We start from the raw sequence: 20410 nt of genomic DNA, 5'->3' as shown, positions 1-20410 counted from the left end.
ACAAATACCCTCTCAAAAGTGAATAAATTTCTGCGAAAAATGGGCAAGAATAGTCCGGCCCATTTTATCTTTTTGCATGTTATTTCCGATACATTTTAAACTGTAAGTAAAGATCATTGTAGAGACCCAGGGTTTCAGCACCTAGGTTTTCATAAACTTCCAATGAATCGACCGTTTTTTCTGATGGGTAAAAAGCTTCATCATTTTTAATTTCATCAGGTAAGATAGCTTTAGCCTTGCTATTTGGTGTTGAATAACCAACATACTCAGCATTTCGCAAAGCACTTTCTGGTCGCAACATAAAGTTGATAAAAGCATAGGCACCATCAATATTTTTGGCCGTTTTTGGAATCACCATATTGTCAAACCAAAGATTAGATCCCTTAGATGGGACAACATAGTGTAGATTTTCATTACCATCTAGCATTTCTGCGGCCTCACCTGAATAACTAACCGCAATAGCGGCTGCATCCTGGATCATATAGCCTTTGATTTCATCTGAAACGATAGCCTTGATATTAGGAGTTAATTGATAAATATAATCAGCTGCTTCTTCTAAGTGATTCTTGTCTTTTGAGTTCAAACTGTAACCCAAAGCTTGCAGACCAATTCCTAGTCCTTCACGAGCGCCATCTACCAGCATAATACTGTCTTTATACTCAGACGACCAAAGGTCTTCCCACTCACTTGGAGCGTGCTCAATCATTGTTTCATTGTAGACAATCCCCAAAGTACCCCAGAAATAAGGAATGGAGTATTGGTTTCCTTTATCAAAACTTAGATTTAAGAAATGCGGGTCAATGTTTTCAAGTCCCACAATCTTGTTATGATCCAACTTGTTCAACATATCTTCTTCCATCATCTTGGAAATCATGTATTCTGATGGAACGGCCAAATCATAAGTGGTCCCACCTTGCTTTATCTTGGTATACATGGCCTCATTGGAATCAAATGTCTGATAATCGACTTGAATGCCTGTCTCAGCTGTAAATTCTTTGAGTAAATCAGGATCAATATAGTCACCCCAGTTATAAATAACTAGTTTATCAGTCGTCCCCTGTGTGTTTTTCTTATCCAATCGACTAGTAATTCCCCACAAGATCAGAATGATGAGCAAAATTCCTATAAAAAATGAATAGAGTCTTTTCATGCTTTCTCCTCCTTCTCACGTGAAATGAAATAGTAACCGACAACTAAGAGGATACTGAAAAGGAAGACCAGAGCAGATAAAGCATTGATTTCCAGAGAGATTCCGCGACGAGCACGTGAATAGATTTCGACAGAGAGGTTAGAATAGCCATTACCTGTTACGAAGAAAGTAACAGCAAAGTCATCCAATGAATAAGTAAAGGCCATGAAATAACCTGCGATGATAGCTGGAGTCAGGTAAGGCAGCATGATTTCCTTCAGCATTTGTGACTGACTGGCTCCTAAGTCGTAGGCAGCTGAAATCATGTCGGCATTCATTTCTTTGAGGCGGGGTAAAACCATCAAAACGACAATTGGAATGGAAAAGGCAACATGACTGAGTAAAACAGAGGCAAATCCCAACTCAAAACCAATTTTTGTAAAGAGAATAAGAAAACTAGCTCCAATCATGACATCTGGTGCTACCATAAGGATATTATTGATAGATAAGAGGGCGTTTTGATATTTTGCTCTCGATTGGTAGATATAAATGGCACCAAAGGTTCCAATAACCGTCGCAATCAGGGAGCTAAGAAATGCTAGGAGAAACGTTTGGGCCAGGATCTGCATGAGGCGGCCATCTCCTAACATGGTCGAGAAATGCTCCAGAGTAAACCCTGTGAACTTATTCATATCTCCGCCTTCATTGAAAGCATAGAATATGAGGTAAAAAATAGGTAGATAGAGTACTAGAAAGGCAATAGCTAGATAAATTTTTGCAAATTTTTTCACGACTTCTTCCTCTCTTTCGTCAGCCACATAACTGCCAACATGGCAATAATGAGGACTACTCCGATAGTGGACCCCATTCCCCAATTTTGTGTTGTAAGGAAATGTTGCTCAATAGCTGTTCCCAAAGTAATGACTCGGTTACCACCGATTAAGCGGGTCAACATGAAGAGACTGAGACTGGGAATGAAGACTGCCTGAACACCACTTCGAACCCCATTCATAGAAAGCGGGAAAATAACTTTTGTAAATGTCTGCCAAGGACTAGCCCCCAAATCACGGCTAGCATGCATCAAATTAGGATCCAAGTCATCCAGCACATTGAAAATCGGTAAAATCATAAAAGGAATTTCAATATAGCTTGCCACCGCAATAAATGAGAAGTCTGTAAAGAGAATTTGCTGAGCTCCGATACCAAAGAAAGACAAAAATTGATTAATGGAACCGTGTTGACCAAAAATCCCTATAAATGCATAGGCCTTAAGTAAGAGATTGACCCAAGTCGGCAAGATAATGAGCATGAGCCAGAGTTGCTTATGTTTGAGCTGAGTAAGAAATAGAGCTGCTGGATAGGAAAAAAGTAGAGTGACTAGTGTAATAATACCTGCATAAAGAATGGAATTTAGGCTCATTCTCAAGTAGGTCATATTTGGTGAGTTGAAATAAGTCTGGTAGTTACCAAGGGTAAAGTCATTCTGGATGTTAAAGAAGGATTGGTAGACAATCAAGACAACCGGTGCCAAGACAAAGAGCATAACCCAGAGCATGTAAGGAGCCATAAAAAGTCTAGAGGTTTTCTTCATTTCTTTCCTCCTCAATGGCATTGATCAACCCATCTTCGACTTCTTCTACCTCCACATACTCTTCAATCCGGGCATCAAATTCCTCCTCTGTCTCATTGAGACGCATGATATGGATATCTTCTGGTTGGAAGTCTAAACCAATGATCTCTCCCTCGATAGCCTTACGAGTGGAATGAATCATCCACTCATTGCCTAATTCATCATAGGCGATAATTTCATAATGAACACCGCGGAAGAGTTGCGTATCGACTTTAACTTGCAGTTTTCCTTCTTCTGGGAGAGTAATCTGCAAGTCTTCGGGACGAATGACCACTTCAATTTGTTCATTGGGGCGCATCCCGCCATCAACCGCTTCAAAACGTTTGCCGTTGAATTCGACTAGGTAGTCTTCAATCATGGTACCAGGTAGGATATTGGATTCTCCAATAAAGGTGGCAACAAAGTGATTAATTGGCTCATCATAGATATCTACTGGTGTACCAGATTGGACAATTTCCCCTTCGTTCATGACAAAAATCCAGTCGGACATGGCCAAAGCTTCTTCTTGATCATGGGTCACAAAGACAAAAGTGATGCCTAAACCTTGTTGCAATTCACGCAATTCATATTGCATTTCGGTCCGTAATTTCAAATCTAAGGCTGAGAGTGGTTCATCTAGCAAAACTACACGCGGCTGATTGATAATGGCGCGAGCAATGGCTACACGCTGACGCTGACCACCAGATAGTTTTTGAATGGAACGATTTTCAAATCCTTCTAGACGAACCATTTTTAGAGCATCCGTCACACGTTGCTTGATTTCCTTCTTATCAATCTTTTTTAATTTAAGTGGAAAAGCAACATTTTCAGCTACGGTCATATGCGGAAAAAGTGCATAGGACTGAAAGACTGTGTGAACATCGCGTTTGTTGGTTGGTATATCATTGATTCGTTGCCCATCCAAGAAAATATCTCCTGAAGACGCATCCAAAAGACCGGCAATAATGTTCAAAATGGTTGACTTACCAGATCCAGATGCACCTAAAAGTGTATAAAATTTTCCTTCTTCTAGTTCGAAGTTGATATTCTTTAAAACTGTTGTACCGTTGTCTTCAAAAACCTTAGATACATCCTTAAATTCGATAATTGGTTTTTTCAATTCTCATAAATTCCTTCTTTGACAAAAATTACAGATTAGGGTTCTGTTAGACCCTGAATTTCTTAAAACAAGATACAAGCTGAACTGGCTTGTATCCCTTTCTTATATTATAAGGTATCCCCTAAGATGCGAACTTCACGTTCTAGCAGAATACCAGATGATTTTTTAACTTCCTCAACGACATAATCAATCAGATTTTCATAATCACTTGCAGTTCCATTATCGATATTGATCATGAAGCCAGCATGTTTTTCAGAAACTTCAACTCCACCAAGACGATAACCTTTAAGACCTGCATCCATAATCAATTGACCTGCAAAATGACCCAGGGGACGTTTAAAAACAGAACCACAAGACGGGTATTCCAAGGGTTGTTTGAGCTGACGCAAGTGAGTCAAACGATTCATTTCCTGCTTGATTGTTAAATGGTTGCCAGGTTTAAGAGCAAACTTAGCAGATAGGACAATGGCTCCATTTTCCTGTAGGATGGACGAACGATAACCGAAGCGTAGTTCCCTATTATCCAGTGTCACCACATAGCCAGTCGGTGTCATAATTTGAGCAGATACCAATATATGGGCAATTTCTCCACCGTAAGCGCCGGCATTCATATAAACTGCTCCACCAACACTTCCAGGAATACCGGAAGCAAACTCAAACCCTGTCAATGAATGGAAGAGAGCGATACCGGTTGTTTCAATCAAGTTAGCACCAGCTTCTGCCTCAATGGTGTAGCCTGAAACTGTCACTGATTTGAGCTTATCCATTCGGATAACAAAGCCTCTAATACCGCCATCACGAACAATGATATTGCTGGAGTTCCCCAATACCATCCAGTCAATTCCTTCCCGATTAGCAAACTCGACAATACGAACGAGCTCGTAACGATTGCGCGGGAAAGCTAGATAACCAACTGCTCCACCAACTTTGGTATAGGTATATTCTTTTAATGGCTCATTGAAACGGATATCAATCCCATCCAGTTCTTGCCTTATTTTTTCTTTCATTATGCTTCTCATTTCAAAATATAAAATACAAGCTATTATATCAGATTTTCAATATTTTTACCAGAGATTGTAAATGGAAAATTACTTGATTGCAAGAAAACATCTCCTGATATTACAGAAGATGCCTATCTTTATTTTTGGACAAAAATACCACGTGTATCTACTCTTAAGGGACAAATCTGTCCATCAAAATTCTTCTCTTGCAATTTTGTGACCATTTCATCCAGCTTATTATGCGGTAAGAGTGTCATAACAGTCGGTCCTGCACCAGAAAGATAGGTGGCATAGGCTCCGACTTCCTTGGCCAATTGCTTAATAGGATAGAATTCCTGGACAAGTTTTTGGCGGAATTGTTCATGGAAGATATCAGATTCAATAGCCTTACCTGCTGTTAGCATATCTCCCTTCATGAGAGCTGCGATGGCTACATTAGCGATGGAACTGGCCGCAACAGCTTTCTTATAAGACAACTGATTTGGCAAAACACCTCGACTATCACTGGTTCTGAGTTGGTAATTTGGGATAAAGGCTAGAAAGGCTACATCAGGAAAATCTGTCACAATAGCAGACACTTCTTTATTGACATAACTCGCAATCACTAGATTACCAAAGATGGCTGGAGCTACATTATCAGGATGACCTTCAAAAACAGTAGCAAATTTTAGTTTTTCTTCATTCGATAGTTTGAGATTTCCCAATTGATTCGCCAACTCAATACCGGCTACAATAACAGAACTAGATGATCCAAGTCCGCGAGCAAGAGGCACATCAGAATCCATTTTCAGTCGATGTGGTTGTAAGTCTTTACATACTTTTAAAGCTGTTTTTATAAGCAGATTGCGTTCATCTTTTGGAACAAATTCTAAATCATGTTCAATCACCCATTTGTCCGATTCTTCAAGAACCTCAATGGTCAAATATCTCGAAAGTGCTACGCCAACCGAATCAAATCCAGGTCCAATATTGGCTGATGTTGCAGGAACAATAATTTTCATCTTAGTCCCCCAAAACTTTAAAGATATTCATCACTTGAAATTCATGAGCTGCTTCTAGTTGCTTGCTTATATTTTCAAGTTGTGTCTTGCTCATTGAATGAGTGACGATGACCAACCGAGCTTCTTTCTCATCAGATGGTTGTTGTAAGATTTGCTTGAAAGAAATAGCTTGCTCATTAAAAATTTCAGCCAAACGCAGCATTTTTCCTTGAACATCTGGTGTTAAAATGGAGAAATAATAATCACTCTTGACATCTTCTGCTGTTGCCAACTGCAATGGTCGAGTAAATTCATTAAAGTCTTTTCCAATTGTTTTGTCTTTCAGGCGACGCACAATGCGGATGATATCTGCAGTCACGCTAGCAGCTGTCGGTTTTTGTCCAGCACCTGGTCCGTAAAACATTGATTGACCAATACCGATGGACTCGACAAAGACAGCATTCATTACCCCATTGACACTAGCAAGCGGATGATTTTTTGGTAAAAAAGTTGGTGAAACTTCAGCAGAAATACCTGATGCAGTTTCTTGGATGTCCCCCACCAATTTGATCACATAACCCAATTCTTGAGCTACCGTAACATCTTCAGGTGTAATACTCGAAATTCCTTTATGACTGACTTGGTCAAAATCAATAGTCATCCCAAAGGCAAACTGACTGAGGATAACGGCTTTATAGGCTGCATCAATCCCTTCAACATCGTTCGTTGGGTCACTTTCAGCATAACCTAGTTCTTGAGCTGTTTGAAGAGCTTTTTCATAAGTCCACCCCTCATCAACCATTTTGGTCATCATGAAGTTAGAAGTACCATTAAGGACACCTAATACACGAGTAATTTTATCTGAAGCAAATGAATTTGCTAAGGTCCGTAAGATAGGAATCCCACCTGCTACCGCTGCTTCATAATAGAGAGCAACACCATTTTCCTTTGCAATAGCACCTAGCTCTCGACCATGAATAGCCAAGAGATCTTTATTAGCAGTCACCACGTGTTTTTTAGCTTGAAGAGCACGTGTGATAAAGGTTTTGGCAGGCTCAATTCGACCCATTAGCTCAACGACAATGACAATTTCATTATCTGAAAGAATGTCATCGATACTAGTAACATAATGATACTTATGTCCAGCTGCCAATAAGCGTTCCTTCTCCGCATCATCCTTAACTAAAACCTTTGCTACTTGAATATCATCTTGTGCAGCTTGTTTGATTTTCTCAGCGTTTTCTGTCAATAAAAATGGTACACCGCTTGCTACCGTACCAAATCCTAATAATCCAATCTTGACTGTCATAATGACTCCTTTTTATAACAATTTTTTCTATTATAACAAATTTTCTAATTTTATTCCAAAGAATCTTATGGTATAATGAGAAGACTATACAAAAATATAAAGCAATCAAAACTGTTTCTCAGTATTGAAGCAAGGAGGAAATGATGGCTGCTGCTCATCGTAAAGGAAAGAAAAATAAAAATGAGTTGGCTTTACTTGGGCTGACACTATTAATGTTCATCTTGCTCGTTTTGGGTGTCCTCTATACTCAAAGTGAAACTTTTCTCAATAGACATATAGAAAGTGGTCAATCCACATCAAAACCCAAAAAAGTAAACCAAGATTCTCCTCATTCTTCAGAAACAACAGAAGCTCAACAAACAAATACTCCTGCTCAAAAGGATGATATCGTTTGGGAACACCAATCCCAGCCAGTTAAGTTACCTATCCTGATGTATCACGCTATCCATGTAATGGGGGCTGGTGAGGAAGGAAACTACAATTTGATTGTTGATCCAACTACATTTGAAAGTCATCTAAAAGCTTTGCAAGATGCAGGCTACTACGCAGTTTCTCCTGAAGAAGCCTATAAGATTTTGACTGAAAATGTCTTACCACAAGGTAAAAAAGTTATCTGGCTAACCTTCGACGATAGTCTATGGGATTTCTATGATATTGCCTATCCACTACTTAAACAATATCATATGAAAGCAACCAACAATGTGATTACTGGTACGGTTGGAAATGAAGCCAACTTATCGCTTGACGAAATGAAAGAGATGAAAGAAAACGGTATTTCTCTCCAGGGTCATACTGTCACTCATCCAGCTCTTGGAAATACTGATCCAACTGTTCAGAATTCTGAGTTAGCTGATTCTAAGACTTATCTGGACAGTAATTTGGGTCAAGATACCATCTCTTTTGCCTATCCTTCTGGAAGTTATACTGATGAAACAATTGCCATTGCTGAGCGTAATAATTTTAAGATGGCATTAACAACAAATGAAGGTTTGGCATCCGCAGCTAATGGCCTGCTATCCCTCAATCGTGTGCGTATCCTACCAACTACAACTGCTGAACTTCTCTTACAAACTATCGCAACTCAATAATCAGAAAAAACGGAGGATGTTATCTTCCGTTTTTGATTTTATTTTTCAATAATAAGCAGATCTATTTCATAAAAAACCAAGGTATTTCTGAAGCATGAGAGATAAGATAGTGATACTAATCCAGCAAAGGAAACCTAAAAAGAGGGCCATCCGTCCATTTTTGATCAAAGAAAATAAATTTGTTCTTAAACCAATGGCAAACATCGCCATGGTAATAAAGAATTTTGAAAGTGTTTTTGGAAAAAGGAAAAGATGACTGGATAATCCTAAATTAGTCCAAATTGTTGTTAAAAAACTTGCGAAAATGAAAAATAGAATAAATGTCGGAAATACACTTTTAATTGAAAACTTGCCTTGCTTTTCTTTTTTTGCCTTGAGAACAGAGAGTCCCATGGTTATAGGAATAATGGCTAAAGTTCTTGTCAATTTAACCGTGACTGCTGTGTCCAAAGTTTGACTGCCCAATTGGTATAGATTATCCCAAGTTGATGCTGCGGCCGTAACCGATGAAGTATCATTGATAGCAGTCCCTGCAAATAAGCCAAAAGCATGACCCGATTGACTTGAAAAACCCAATACCTGACCCAAGCTTGGAAAGATAAGAGCTGCTACTAAGTTAAAGAAGAAAATAACTGAAATAGCTTGGGCTACTTCTTCTTCTTCTGCCTCAATAACTGGTGCAGTTGCTGCGATAGCTGAACCTCCACAAATGGAGGAACCAACGCCTACTAATGTTGCAATATTGCTTTTTATACCGAAGTATTTGTGCCCCATATAAGCAACTAGTAGAGCGATTGAAATTGTTGAGAGAATAATGGGAAGAGATTGCTTACCAGTTTCCCAAACAACTCCAAGATTTAATCCAAATCCCAGTAAGATAACCGCATACTGTAAGACTTTCTTAGATGTAAAGGTCAAACCTGCATCCAAATGACTGGTATCTTTTATAATGATTCCTAGAAATATTCCAATGACAAGGGCAAGAACAGGACCTCCAATTATCGGAAATAATTGACCCAAGAATTGACTCACCAATGCAATACCGAAACAAAATCCGATACCTGGAGTAAACTTTTTCAACCATGATAACATTCGACTTCTCCTTTGTATTCTTTATCATTATACTCTTTTTTCTAAAATTTTAAAGATGAAAAAAAACCCATATGAAGAGCATCATATGAGATTTTATCAGTTCAAGAAAAGAAAGCTATTTTATTTGTCTTTTTTTCAAATAAGCTGCCATTCCCAATCCACTAGCTCCGAGTAGGGACCAAATGGCACCTACACTTTCACCTGTTGCCGGAAGAATTTTCTTCTTATTTTTTGGTGCTGAGCTACTTGTTGGTAATTCTGTTGTCGAGCCCGGTGGTGTATTTTGACCAGGTTTAGTAACTGCTTTAGTACCCACATGGATAACTTCTGTAATCGGCTCTAGTAAGACAGTTCTGCTAATTTCATTACCATTTGCATCTTTAACAATCAATGCTTTACCATTCACACCTTTTGTCACCACTTCTTCACTACCGAGAGGTAAGTTAGCATCATCAATACGACGACTTTCAAATGGAATAATCACCTCTTCTTCCGTTCTTTGTTCGGCAGCAATTTGTTCAGCTGATTTATAAGTCTTCACTCCATTAATGCTAGCAGCAACAGGCTTACCAGCTTCTTCCAGACTTTTAATATAGGAAACAAAAACTTCTGTATCTGGAGAAATAGCTCCTAAGAAACGTCCGCCAGTCAAGGCTGAGAAGCTATCCCCGCCACCATAGAGGAAGTCATTGATGACCACTGTATAGTTTGCATTTGGATCAATTTCAGTGCCATCTTCTTTATAAGCTTTATATACCTTATAAGCTTGGTCTGAATTGGTATTTTCAGTAGCTGAATTTGCAAAATCAGTATAGACATATTTTAGTCCTGACATTTGCAAAAAATACTTTTCAGATTCATCATACTGTTGGTTGAGAGTGTCATAGATTTGTTGACCACTCAACTCAACTACCTGAAGGATATTACCAAATGGTTGCACAGCCTGAGCAGCTCCCCAAGTGATTGAAAAGTCATCCTTAACAAGTAAGTCTGAGCGAATCCCTCCATTATTAGTAATCGCAAAATCAGCATTATAGCCTTCTTTACGGGCAATCTCTAACTGAGCCTTGGTAATTAGATTACCAAGAGGACTTTCTTTAAATTCGTTAACCTCACGTGTGATAGTATCAGCAGAAACTGCAGTACCAATTTTTGCCTCAGTAACAGTAGCTACAATGCTATCAGCCTCATTAACAATGGCTTGGACATTCGTATCTTTTTCCACACCAGGTGCAGTTGCTACAATTGTTGCAGACGGAGCTTCCACAAAGTCTTGTGTTGCAGTATCTAGGATACCGCGGACATCTGAATATGCTCTTCCTTGAGAAAGAGATTGAACAACTCGTGTATGACCATATAGTCCATTCGCATACGTATGACTGTGTCCCGTGAACATTAAGTCTACAGAGTTTTCAGGATCAATACTTGCTACTTTTGATAAAATATCAGCAGCCTGACCACCTACAACTCCTCCAGGGCTTATGGCAGAAACATGAGAAAGGACAACAATGGCATTAACACCTTGCTGACGCAATTGTTTGGCATAATAAGCAATGGTTTCTGCTTCATCTAAGAAATTGTAGCCTTCATGATGTTGCTTCAAAACCAAACTCGGAACTTCTGTAGTCAGAATTCCAATAAAGCCAACCTTAACACTTTGACCATTTACATTAATTGATTCGACTTCATAGGGTTTAAAACCATATGGAATAGCACCCGTAGCTTTATCAACTACGTTAGCAATAACTATCTTTTGAGTGGAAGCTTCTCTAGGATAAGTATCAACAATACTATAGAACTTCCCTGCAGTTGGTGCCTGACCTGTTATAATTCGGTTAAACTCATCTAACCCCTCATCAAATTCATGATTGCCTAGCGTCCCATAATCAAAGTCCATAGCATTCAGTACACGAATTGTTGGCTCATCTTGCAAAAGGCCTGAGTTTGCTGGACTCGCTCCAACCATGTCTCCAGACTGTACACGAAGACTATGACCATTTGAATTCGTGCTCAGAAAATCACTTTCTGCATTTTTTAGATAGGTTGATAAAACCGCAGCTGAACCAGCTCCGGAAATCCTTCCCTCAGGCATGTTTGCTGAGCCAGTCGTATTCAAAGCACCGTGAAAATCATTAATCCCTAAAAATTGAATGGGAACTTGATCAGCAGATACAACACTAGTGAGCAAAGCGCTTGAAACTAAGCCAGTTAGAACACTAGATTTCAACCAAAACTTTTTCTTCATATTATCCTCCTAATTGGATTTAAAAACTACCTCTCTAGTTTACCTGATTTTGTAACCGATTTCAATAGTTGACCTTATTTCCAATCGAGTAGAGACTAATTCCTAGCCCCTCTCACACCACCGTGCGTGCCGTTCGGCACACGGCGGTTCAACTAACTTTTAACGCATGTCGTTCAAGATAATAATCTAGGCATGAAACCAGTCCACGTTTAGCGAGGACTGGTTTTGATATAGCTCGTTTTAGAATTGACTTTTGTAACCGATTTCAATAGTTGACCTTATTTCCAATCGAGTAGAGACTAATTCCTAGCCCCTCTCACACCACCGTGCGTGCCGTTCGGCACACGGCGGTTCAACTAACTTTTAACGCATGTCGTTCAAGATAATAATCTAGGCATGAAACCAGTCCACGTTTAGCGAGGACTGGTTTTGATATAGCTGAATTGACTTTTGTGCCACTAATTGATAGTGGTCACCCCAGCCAGATACCTTATCAGCTATCCATTTGGGAGTCCCTAGTTTAAGTAGTCCCCAAAGTCGCCTTGACTTCTTCTTCCATTGTTTCCAAATAATAACTCTAATTCGTGTCCTCAATCGTTTATCAATTTCTCCCATGACTGACTTCATGTTAGTCAATGCGAAGTAGTTTATCCATCCGCGAATAAGCCAGTTGAGTTTCTCAATACGGCTACCCAAGTCAGTGCTCCATTTGCGTGTTGTGAGCTTCCTAAGTTTCCTCTTGAAACTCTGGATACTCTCTTGATGTGGACGACTTTTCCACCCTTCAGCTGATTTCCAGAATCCGAATCCAAGGTACTTCAGTTGACTCGGTCTGGTAATCTTAGTCTTGGTCATATTGACTTTCAATCCCAGTCGCTTCTTAATGAATCGGCTAACTTAATACATGATACGTTTGGCAGATGCTTCGCTCCCAACTGTGATGACACAGTCATCTGCGTACCGGACGAAACGAAGCCCTCGATTTTCCAATTCCTTGTCCAGCTCATTGAGCGTGATATTGGACAGGAGGGGAGATAGATTCCCACCTTGTGGTGTTCCCACCAGCGTTTTATGGCGCTGTCCATTGATAACTACACCCGAATGAAGATACCTACGAATCAGAGACTCTGTATCTCCATCTTGGATAATGTTATGGACAAGAGACATCAATCTATCTTGGGGAACTGTGTCGAAGAATTTCTCAAGGTCAATGTCCACAATCCACTCATAGCCATCATTAAGGTATTCTAGTAACTTGATGATGGCTTTTTCGCATGACCGTTTCGGTCTAAACCCATAGCTCGTTTCGGAGAAATGAGGTTCACACAGAGGGCTGATAACTTGGACGATGGCCTGTTGAATCATTCTGTCCATTACTGTTGGGATGCCAAGCTGGCGGACTCCTCCATTGGGCTTTGGGATTTCAACGCGTAGGACTGGTTGAGGTTTGTATTTTCTCTGTTTTATCAACTCTTTGGTTGGTCGCCAATATTGGCGGAGATATTCATCCATTTGGTCAATGGTAATGCCATCAATTCCAGCTGAACCCTTGTTGACTTTCACTTGATTGTAGGCTTCCACCATGTTGGAGCGAGATAGAATAGTATCTAGTAACTGTGACATGTGCGTATTCCTTTCTTGTTTCGGTGTCTGAGGGACATCTTATATTGGTGAACCTTCCTCTAGTCAATACATGACCGCATCCAGTTCTATCAGACCGCTAGTTTTACAGACACAAGTGAAGTAGGATTACTTCGGTTAATTGTTAAGCCCTTCGCTCCACTTCCATTACAGAAGCTTCGTGACTACTATGGCTTCGGCTGACTTCTCATGATTCGTTGTTACTACGTCTAGGACGCTCATGAGACCTCACGGGATAAGTCGTACATCTTTCCTCGTTTACTCCTATTTGGACTTTAGAGTTTTCAGCCCCCTCATCCGCTATATACGCCTTAATATCACGTTTCTGTTCGTAGAGCCACGATTTCGCTATCCCTTCCTCTCCCCGCTACCTCGCGATAGTCAGGCTTGGGAGTCGCTATTGGGTTCACCGGTAGAGGGTGCCCACGGAGGACTTGCGCCTCAGATGTACGACATGCCCGTCGTACTGAAAAAAAGAAGGCCTTAGCCTCCTCTACAATCATTGTATTAGCGAGTTTGTTCAAAATGAAGATGAACAATGATTTTATCTCCATAACCATTTCTTTCCAAATCACGTTGCAAACGATAAGAAATATAATGCTCAGCAATGCTGATATAACCTGCGTCTAATAAGCGATGCTCCACTTGTGATTGAACCATGCTAATCGTTGGGCGCTCAGTATGAGCTTCTTCCAAATCTAAAACAACTTTCTTTGTAACCTGAGCTAGATTTTGTCTCCAAGTATCATCGATGACAAAGACCGTTTGAGCAGCTTTGATAATTGCTTGATAGATTTTTTCTGGATCAAATTCAACAACTTCACCACTACGTTTAATTACTTGCATATTTGTACCTCCTCACATTTCACAAACCATTCATAGACAGTGTTCCAGTAACGTTTTGATAAAGACTATTCAGTCTTTTCTTCTTACTCTTATTATCTAGGTATATAGAGCTTTTGTCAAGTTTTTAATTCTATATGGTATAATTATTCTTAGATTTTATTAAAGGAGAAAAAGATGACAAATGCCATGCCAAAACGTCAAGATGTTGATGTTCAAGAAACCTGGGATACTTCCCTTATTTACAAAGATCCAAGTGAATACCGTCAAGCCTTAGTAGCCTATAAGGAACAGATCCTGCAGTTCGAAGCAGCGTTCAAAGGAAAGCTGACAGATTGCTCAAAGATTACTACTGCCCTAAAAGCATACGAAGAAATTCTTATTCTTGTCAGTCGTTTGAGTCACTATGCTTTCTTAAATTTAGATGTAGACAGGATGAATGCGGAATTAGCTTCCATGGCCAATGAGTACGAGCTAGCCATGGCCGCCACTGCTCCCAAGTTGTCTTTCTTGGAAACTGAACTAGGACTTCAGAAAGAAGAACTCCTCAAACAGGTCATTGCAAAACAACCACAATGGACATCCTTTTTAGAAAATATTATCCGCCAGAAACCACATCAACTGACTCCAGATCAAGAAGAGCTTCTAGCAAACTTTGGTCCTACTTTCCAACAGCCTTATAATAGTTACATTACGACAAAATTTGAAGACATGACATTTTCAGATTTTGAGGCCAATGAGCAGACCTATAAGAATTCCTATGTCCTTTTTGAGAACGACTACGAAATTAGCCATGATACAGCCCTTCGTCGTCAATCTGCCAAGAGCTTCTATCAGACCCTTCGTGCTTACAAGAACACAACGGCTGCAACCTATCTAGCCCATATTAAAAATGAACAAATTGAGGCTAAATTACGTGGTTTTGACTCAACCATTGATTTTCTTCTCTTTAAACAAAATGTTTCACGTGACCTCTTCGACCGTCAAATCGATGTCATCATGGAAGAGTTAGCTCCTCATATGCGTCGCTTTGTAAAACTCATGGCCAAATCACATGGCTTGGATAAAATCACACATGGAGACTTGAAAATTAGCCTGCCATCTGTTTTCAATAAGCGTATCACCCCTGATGAGTCCAAAAAATTCTTGATTGACTGCCTAGGAATGTTGGGCGAAGAGTATGTCAACATGATTGAAGAATCTTTTGAAAAGCGCTGGATAGACTTTGCACAAAATGAAGGAAAGGCAACCGGTGGATATTGTGCTACTCTCTATGATGGTCCTTCTTATATCTTACTTTCATGGACTGGTCTTATGAACGAAGTTCTAGTCTTGGCTCATGAACTGGGACATGCCGGCCATTTCCAACTGGCTAAAAAGCAAAGTATTCTTAACTATGAGCCATCACTCTACTTTATCGAAGCACCCTCCACTGCTAATGAAGTCTTGACCTGTAACACCCTTCTCAAGCAATCGGATGACGATCAATTCAAGGCTTATTTGATTAGTGAATTGATTTCACGTACTTACTTCCACAATATGGTGACCCATCTCTTGGAAGCGGCCTTCCAACGCGAAGTCTACACTCGCCTCGACAGGGATGAATACCTCAACGGAGATATCCTTTGTGAGATCAAACTTGCTATTCTCAAAGAATTTTGGGGTGAAGAATTTGAAATAGGTGAGGATGCTGGTCTCATTTGGATTCGTCAGCCGCATTACTATATCGGACTTTATCCTTATACCTATTCTGCCGGCTTAACTATCGGTACTGCTATGGCCAAAGAATTGGAAGAAAATCCAGATGAAGTTGTAGAAAAATGGCTTGAAACCCTTTCTCTTGGGGCTAGTCTATCTGCTCAAGACTTAGCTAAACATGCTGGAGTGGATGTGTCAACAGATAAACCACTCAAGGATACCATCACTTATGTTGGTTCGCTTGTTGACCAGTTGGAAGCATTAATTTAATATTCTTTGAAAATCAGAATCATAAAGAGGCTGAAATAGAAACTTCAGAATACAGTAAAAGGCATAGAATCACGTTCTCAAAAACGTTGAACTATGCCTTTTGTATTATATTTTTTTCAAATGACTGATTGGAATGTGATACTGAAAGAGTCTGAGTGGTTCCAGTCTTTTCTTTTTTATATATCGCGTCTAAAATGGCAGCTTATTCCTTGACTTGCGTCAAACCAAGATGGTGCTTCGTGATGAAAGACAAATCCCTCTTTCTCATAAAAAGGAATGCCAATAGGATTTCCCTTCGCAGCTGCTACCCATTGTTCTGAACAAGCATAGGTTTCTTTTTGGAAATCGGTCATCGTTTCTAGTAAGACATGACCGATACCCTTTCGTTGCGCTGTCAAATCAACATAGAAAACATAGACCTGAGCCTTATTTTCCTCATCGACACCGCCTCCAATGCAGCCTAGCACACGCCCGTCATCTTCAGCTAACCAGTAACCATGAAAGGATTTGTCAGTTGTTTGCAGTTCTTTACGCAGCGGCTCTTCTGTATAGAAGGCTTCAATGACCCGTTCAATATATTCTGGGCTAGACATTCCCTTATAAACCGTTCGATAATTTTCAGAACAGAAACGAGCGATATCTTGCCAATCTTCATCTTTTCCTTTGCGAATGACTACCATGATTTCCACCTTTAATAATCCGGACGAATGACTACCATGATTTCCACCTTTAATAATCCGGACGAATGACACCTGTGACTGTTTGACGTGTCGCTTCAATATCTTCTTCTAAGACAACTTTGATAATCCGTTTTGCTTCTTCAGATGTACAGGATACCAATGGCAAGCGCAATGGCCCCACTTCATAACCAAGATGATTGAGAACGGCTTTTACAGGTGCCGGACTTACTACTGAGAAGAGAGCATGAACTTTAGCTAAGTATTGGCGCTGGATTTTAGCAGCTTTTTTGATGTCGCTTGCCTTGATAGCTTGAATCATATCAAAGATTTCATTGCCACAGACATGAGATGCTACGCTGATAACACCATCCGCTCCTAAGTTCATAGCATGGAAAGCTTCGCCATCCTCACCCGTGAAAATGAGGAAATCCTCAGGCTTATGTTCAATCAAGTATGCCATATTATCCAATGTTGTACATTCTTTGACTCCAATAATATTGGGATGTTCTGCCAAGCGAAGCATAGTATCAGGAGCTACTTCCACCACTACACGACCAGGGATATTATAGATGATAATGGGCAAGTCAGATGCATCTGCAATGGCCTTAAAATGCTGGTAGAGTCCTTCTTGATTCGGCTTGTTGTAATAGGGAACGATGGCTAAACCAGCTGCAAAACCACCAAATTCAGCTACTTCCTTAGCAAATTCAACAGAATCTCGAGTGTCATTTGTACCAATACCAGCAATCAAAGGAACACGACCTTGAACTATCTTTTGTACAGCCGCAAAGAGTTCTAATTCCTCTTCGTGGGTTAAAGTCGGACTTTCTGCCGTTGTTCCAGCTAGTAAGATTCCTTCTGTGTGTTGGTCTAGTAAATCTTCAATCAGCTTTGGCAGAGCATCAAAGTTGATGGAGCCGTCATCATGAAAGGGAGTCACCAAGGCTGTGATGATGTGAGTATTTCTCAATTGTTCGATAGACATAGAGGGACCTTTCTTATTTTTCACGGTTGAACTGCCAATTGAATAGCAGACAAAGCAGAGTTCCTAAGATACTGATAGCAAATATATCTATCCATTGAAGAGGCTGATTTAACCAGTAACTTTTTAATAGAAAAAAACAAAAAGTAGATAAAAATAGAAAGCCAAAGATAAGGACAAGTTTTTTAACCATACTGGGCTCCATTTTCTAAAATAGCAAGACCATTAAAGAATTTATTTCAATTCAAATTTCATCTCTGTAGTTGGATGAACTAAACCACGCTCATGAAGACTTTCTGCGATTTGAACAGAGTTCCATGCAGCTCCTTTTAAAAGGTTATCAGAAACTACCCACATGTGAATCCCATTTTCCTTATCCAGATCTTTTCGGATACGGCCAACAAAGGTATCACGACTACCAACCGCATTAACAGCTTGTGGATATATTTGGTGAGCAACATCATCTTCAAGAACAGCACCAGGGAAGTTTGCGATAGCTTTCTTAACAGCTGTGATATCAGCTATCTCTTTGGTTTCAATATACACAGACTCAGAGTGACCTGACAATACAGGAATACGGACACAGGTTGCTGAAACTGCAATAGCATCATCTTCCATGATTTTCTTGGTTTCTTTGGTCATTTTCATCTCTTCATAAGTGTAGTCATTATCCGTAAAAACATCAATCTGTGGAAGAGCATTAAATGCAATAGGATAGTGCTTCTTATCGCCACCTGACGGCAAAATTTTCGCTTCAAGGTCCTTTGGATTAAGACCATCATTCAAGACAGCACGAAGTTGTTCTTGAGTTTCCATGATGGCTCCGACACCCGCACCTGATACTGCCTGGTAGGTAGATACGATGATACGCTTCAAGCCCCATTGCTGACGGATCGGCTCCAATGCCACCATCATTTGGATAGTAGAGCAGTTTGGACAAGCGATGATTCCCTTATGATTATCTAGCGCATGTGCATTGACTTCTGGGACAACCAATGGAGCATCTGGATGCTGACGAAAATGAGAAGTATTGTCCACCACTACTGCGCCAGCTTTGACCGCATAAGGAGCATACTTGGCTGATGTTGAACCACCGGCTGAAAAGAGGGCAATGTCTACTCCATCAAAGGCCGTTTCAGTTGTTTCTTCGATAATGATATCTTGTTCTTTGAACTGAAGAACTTTACCAGCAGAACGAGCGGAAGCCAAAAGTCTAATTTTACCAATTGGAAGAGTTGATTCTTCCAGCATTTTAATCATTTGAGCTCCAACCGCACCTGTAGCACCAACAACAGCAACTGTATATCCCATAATAACTCCCTTTAACAAAGAACTTCAGAAAGTGAAATACTTTGCTTGTTTCTAAAAATTTGTATTAGAGCTATTATACTATTTTATGGAAATCTTGTCAGCTGATTCTATAGTTTTTTTATGAAAAAATTGTGAAATTTCTTGCATGAAATCTAAAAATCCAGCTCTCAGGACAATGACTAGGTCTATTTATTCATTTTTGTCTTGGCTTAACAAATGCTGATAGGTCGAATCAATCAAAATAGCACCTAAAGGCGCTGTCACTACTATACCAATGACTGCTACAGATAAAATCAATTGACCTGATGGCAATCCTGCTGCCAGAGGAAGAGAACCAATAGCAGCCTGTACAGTTGCTTTGGGCAAATAGGCTATAACTATAAAAAGCTTTTCTTTTCTATTGAAATGAGCACCAGAAACACTAATCAGAACTCCAATGGAACGAATAGCTAGAGCTACTAAAATCATGAAAACTGCAGAAAGTCCTGCGTTGCCAAGATAGTCGATATCTACTGCTGCTCCAACTAAGACGAAAAGTAAGATTTCTGCTGCAATCCAGATATTTCCAAAAGACTTTCCTAAAAGTTTACTTTCTTCTTTTTGAGCTTTTACCTTAAAAGCAGTTGCCATAGTCATAACTGCTAATAAGCCAGAAAAAGCCATCTCTCCTTCTAACCAATTCTCCATGGCTACAAGAAGAAAGGATAGACTGGGGAGAAGAATCATTTTTTGAATCGGATGAAGAATCTTGACAGACTTGAATAAATGATAAGTCCCAAGTCCAAAAACAATCCCAAGAAGAACCCCAGACATGATAGAAAGGGGTATATTCAGAAAAGTGAAATAGTTTATTTTGGCTCCACCTGCCATAGATAAAAAACTGGTAAAAAGGACAATGACAACGATATCATCTAAAGAAGCTCCAGCCAAAATCAACTGTGGAATCGTTTTTTTCTTGCCATAGCCCTTATCGATAAGATCTACCATACGAGGAACCACAATCGCTGGCGAAACAGCTGCCATGACGGAACCCAAAAGTGCAGCATCCATTAGTGATAATCCTAATAGAAAAGGAGCAAAAATCATATATGCAAATAGTTCAAAAGAAGCTGGTAAGAAAGACATGAAGATTGCCGGACGCCCAACTTGTTTCAAATCCTTTATATCAATGGTCAAACCAGCCTTAATCAAGATAATAATGAGGGCTATTCGTCGAAAGGCTGCTGAATTATTCAGCAAACTGCTATCCAATAGATTCAATAAATGCGGCCCAATAATAATTCCAACTAGCAAAAAACCAATTATACGAGGAAGTTTTATTTTCTCAACTATAGACGCAAAGAAGAGTCCGCCTAAAAATACAAAAGCTAGAGAAGCTAGCATACATAATCTCCTTAATCATTCAAAATGTC

The 20410-nt window shown here is 39.8% G+C and carries 16 protein-coding genes and 1 pseudogene; 2 read left to right on the top strand and 15 right to left on the bottom strand.

Annotated features, from left to right (window positions below; genetic code table 11):
• Positions 1-79 precede the first annotated feature (79 nt).
• The 7 genes from BN1356_RS11780 to BN1356_RS11750 form a co-directional block, all read right to left on the bottom strand.
• On the bottom strand, positions 80-1150 hold the full coding sequence (locus tag BN1356_RS11780; protein ID WP_093651576.1) for an ABC transporter substrate-binding protein: 1071 nt from the start codon (positions 1148-1150) through the stop codon (positions 80-82).
• Entirely contained in the window at positions 1147-1920 is a 774-nt protein-coding gene (locus tag BN1356_RS11775) for an ABC transporter permease (RefSeq protein ID WP_093651575.1), read from the bottom strand. Before BN1356_RS11775 ends, BN1356_RS11780 begins: the two co-directional genes overlap by 4 nt.
• Positions 1917-2720, bottom strand: a complete 804-nt coding sequence (locus tag BN1356_RS11770; protein WP_093651574.1) for an ABC transporter permease — start codon at positions 2718-2720, stop codon at positions 1917-1919. Before BN1356_RS11770 ends, BN1356_RS11775 begins: the two co-directional genes overlap by 4 nt.
• Positions 2704-3858, bottom strand: coding sequence for an ABC transporter ATP-binding protein (locus tag BN1356_RS11765; protein ID WP_093651573.1), 1155 nt, complete (start codon positions 3856-3858; stop codon positions 2704-2706). The genes BN1356_RS11770 and BN1356_RS11765 overlap by 17 nt, the downstream gene beginning before the upstream one ends.
• A 107-nt stretch (positions 3859-3965) precedes the next feature.
• Positions 3966-4865: a UDP-N-acetylmuramate dehydrogenase gene (gene murB, locus BN1356_RS11760; RefSeq protein WP_093651572.1), complete on the bottom strand. Its 900-nt coding sequence runs from the start codon at positions 4863-4865 to the stop codon at positions 3966-3968.
• Between the two features lie 131 nt (positions 4866-4996).
• Positions 4997-5860: a homoserine kinase gene (gene thrB / locus BN1356_RS11755; protein WP_093651571.1), complete on the bottom strand. Its 864-nt coding sequence runs from the start codon at positions 5858-5860 to the stop codon at positions 4997-4999.
• 1 nt (position 5861) lies between these two features.
• Entirely contained in the window at positions 5862-7148 is a 1287-nt protein-coding gene (locus BN1356_RS11750) for a homoserine dehydrogenase (RefSeq protein WP_093651570.1), read from the bottom strand.
• A gap of 143 nt (positions 7149-7291) precedes the next feature.
• Here BN1356_RS11750 and BN1356_RS11745 point away from each other — a divergent pair, with 143 nt between their 5' ends.
• Entirely contained in the window at positions 7292-8236 is a 945-nt protein-coding gene (locus tag BN1356_RS11745) for a polysaccharide deacetylase family protein (RefSeq protein ID WP_093651569.1), read from the top strand.
• Between the two features lie 66 nt (positions 8237-8302).
• Here the strand turns inward: BN1356_RS11745 and BN1356_RS11740 are convergent, their stop codons facing one another.
• The 4 genes and pseudogenes from BN1356_RS11740 to BN1356_RS11720 all read right to left on the bottom strand — a co-directional run bounded on the left by BN1356_RS11740 (position 8303) and on the right by BN1356_RS11720 (position 14060).
• The gene (locus BN1356_RS11740) at positions 8303-9328 is read right to left on the bottom strand and encodes a YeiH family protein (RefSeq protein ID WP_093651568.1); all 1026 of its coding nucleotides are present in this window, start codon (positions 9326-9328) and stop codon (positions 8303-8305) included.
• A gap of 115 nt (positions 9329-9443) precedes the next feature.
• Complete coding sequence (locus BN1356_RS11735; protein WP_093651567.1) at positions 9444-11573, bottom strand: 5'-nucleotidase C-terminal domain-containing protein; 2130 nt, start codon at positions 11571-11573, stop codon at positions 9444-9446.
• 352 nt (positions 11574-11925) lie between these two features.
• A pseudogene (ltrA, locus tag BN1356_RS11730) lies at positions 11926-13196 on the bottom strand (group II intron reverse transcriptase/maturase).
• 525 nt (positions 13197-13721) lie between these two features.
• A complete protein-coding gene (locus BN1356_RS11720; protein WP_093651565.1) occupies positions 13722-14060 on the bottom strand; it encodes an ATP cone domain-containing protein in 339 nt (112 codons plus the stop codon).
• Positions 14061-14234: 174 nt separating this feature from the next.
• Between BN1356_RS11720 and pepF the strand changes: the two genes are divergently transcribed.
• Positions 14235-16025, top strand: coding sequence for an oligoendopeptidase F (gene pepF, locus BN1356_RS11715; protein ID WP_093651564.1), 1791 nt, complete (start codon positions 14235-14237; stop codon positions 16023-16025).
• Positions 16026-16201: 176 nt separating this feature from the next.
• Here pepF and BN1356_RS11710 read toward each other — a convergent pair whose 3' ends face one another.
• The 4 genes from BN1356_RS11710 to BN1356_RS11695 all read right to left on the bottom strand — a co-directional run bounded on the left by BN1356_RS11710 (position 16202) and on the right by BN1356_RS11695 (position 20381).
• Positions 16202-16705 (bottom strand): GNAT family N-acetyltransferase, encoded by a 504-nt coding sequence (locus tag BN1356_RS11710; RefSeq protein WP_093651563.1) that lies wholly within the window; start codon positions 16703-16705, stop codon positions 16202-16204.
• 49 nt (positions 16706-16754) lie between these two features.
• On the bottom strand, positions 16755-17690 hold the full coding sequence (gene dapA, locus BN1356_RS11705) for a 4-hydroxy-tetrahydrodipicolinate synthase (RefSeq protein ID WP_093651562.1): 936 nt from the start codon (positions 17688-17690) through the stop codon (positions 16755-16757).
• 231 nt (positions 17691-17921) lie between these two features.
• Entirely contained in the window at positions 17922-18998 is a 1077-nt protein-coding gene (locus BN1356_RS11700) for an aspartate-semialdehyde dehydrogenase (RefSeq protein ID WP_093651561.1), read from the bottom strand.
• A gap of 189 nt (positions 18999-19187) precedes the next feature.
• Positions 19188-20381: a cation:proton antiporter gene (locus BN1356_RS11695; RefSeq protein ID WP_093651560.1), complete on the bottom strand. Its 1194-nt coding sequence runs from the start codon at positions 20379-20381 to the stop codon at positions 19188-19190.
• Between the last annotated feature and the right edge of the window lie 29 nt (positions 20382-20410).

Origin of the sequence: Streptococcus varani (genome assembly GCF_001375655.1) — a bacterium.
Lineage (GTDB): Bacteria > Bacillota > Bacilli > Lactobacillales > Streptococcaceae > Streptococcus > Streptococcus varani.
The sequence above is the reverse complement of the archived record's forward strand: the minus strand, read 5'-3'. Positions and strand labels throughout refer to the sequence as shown.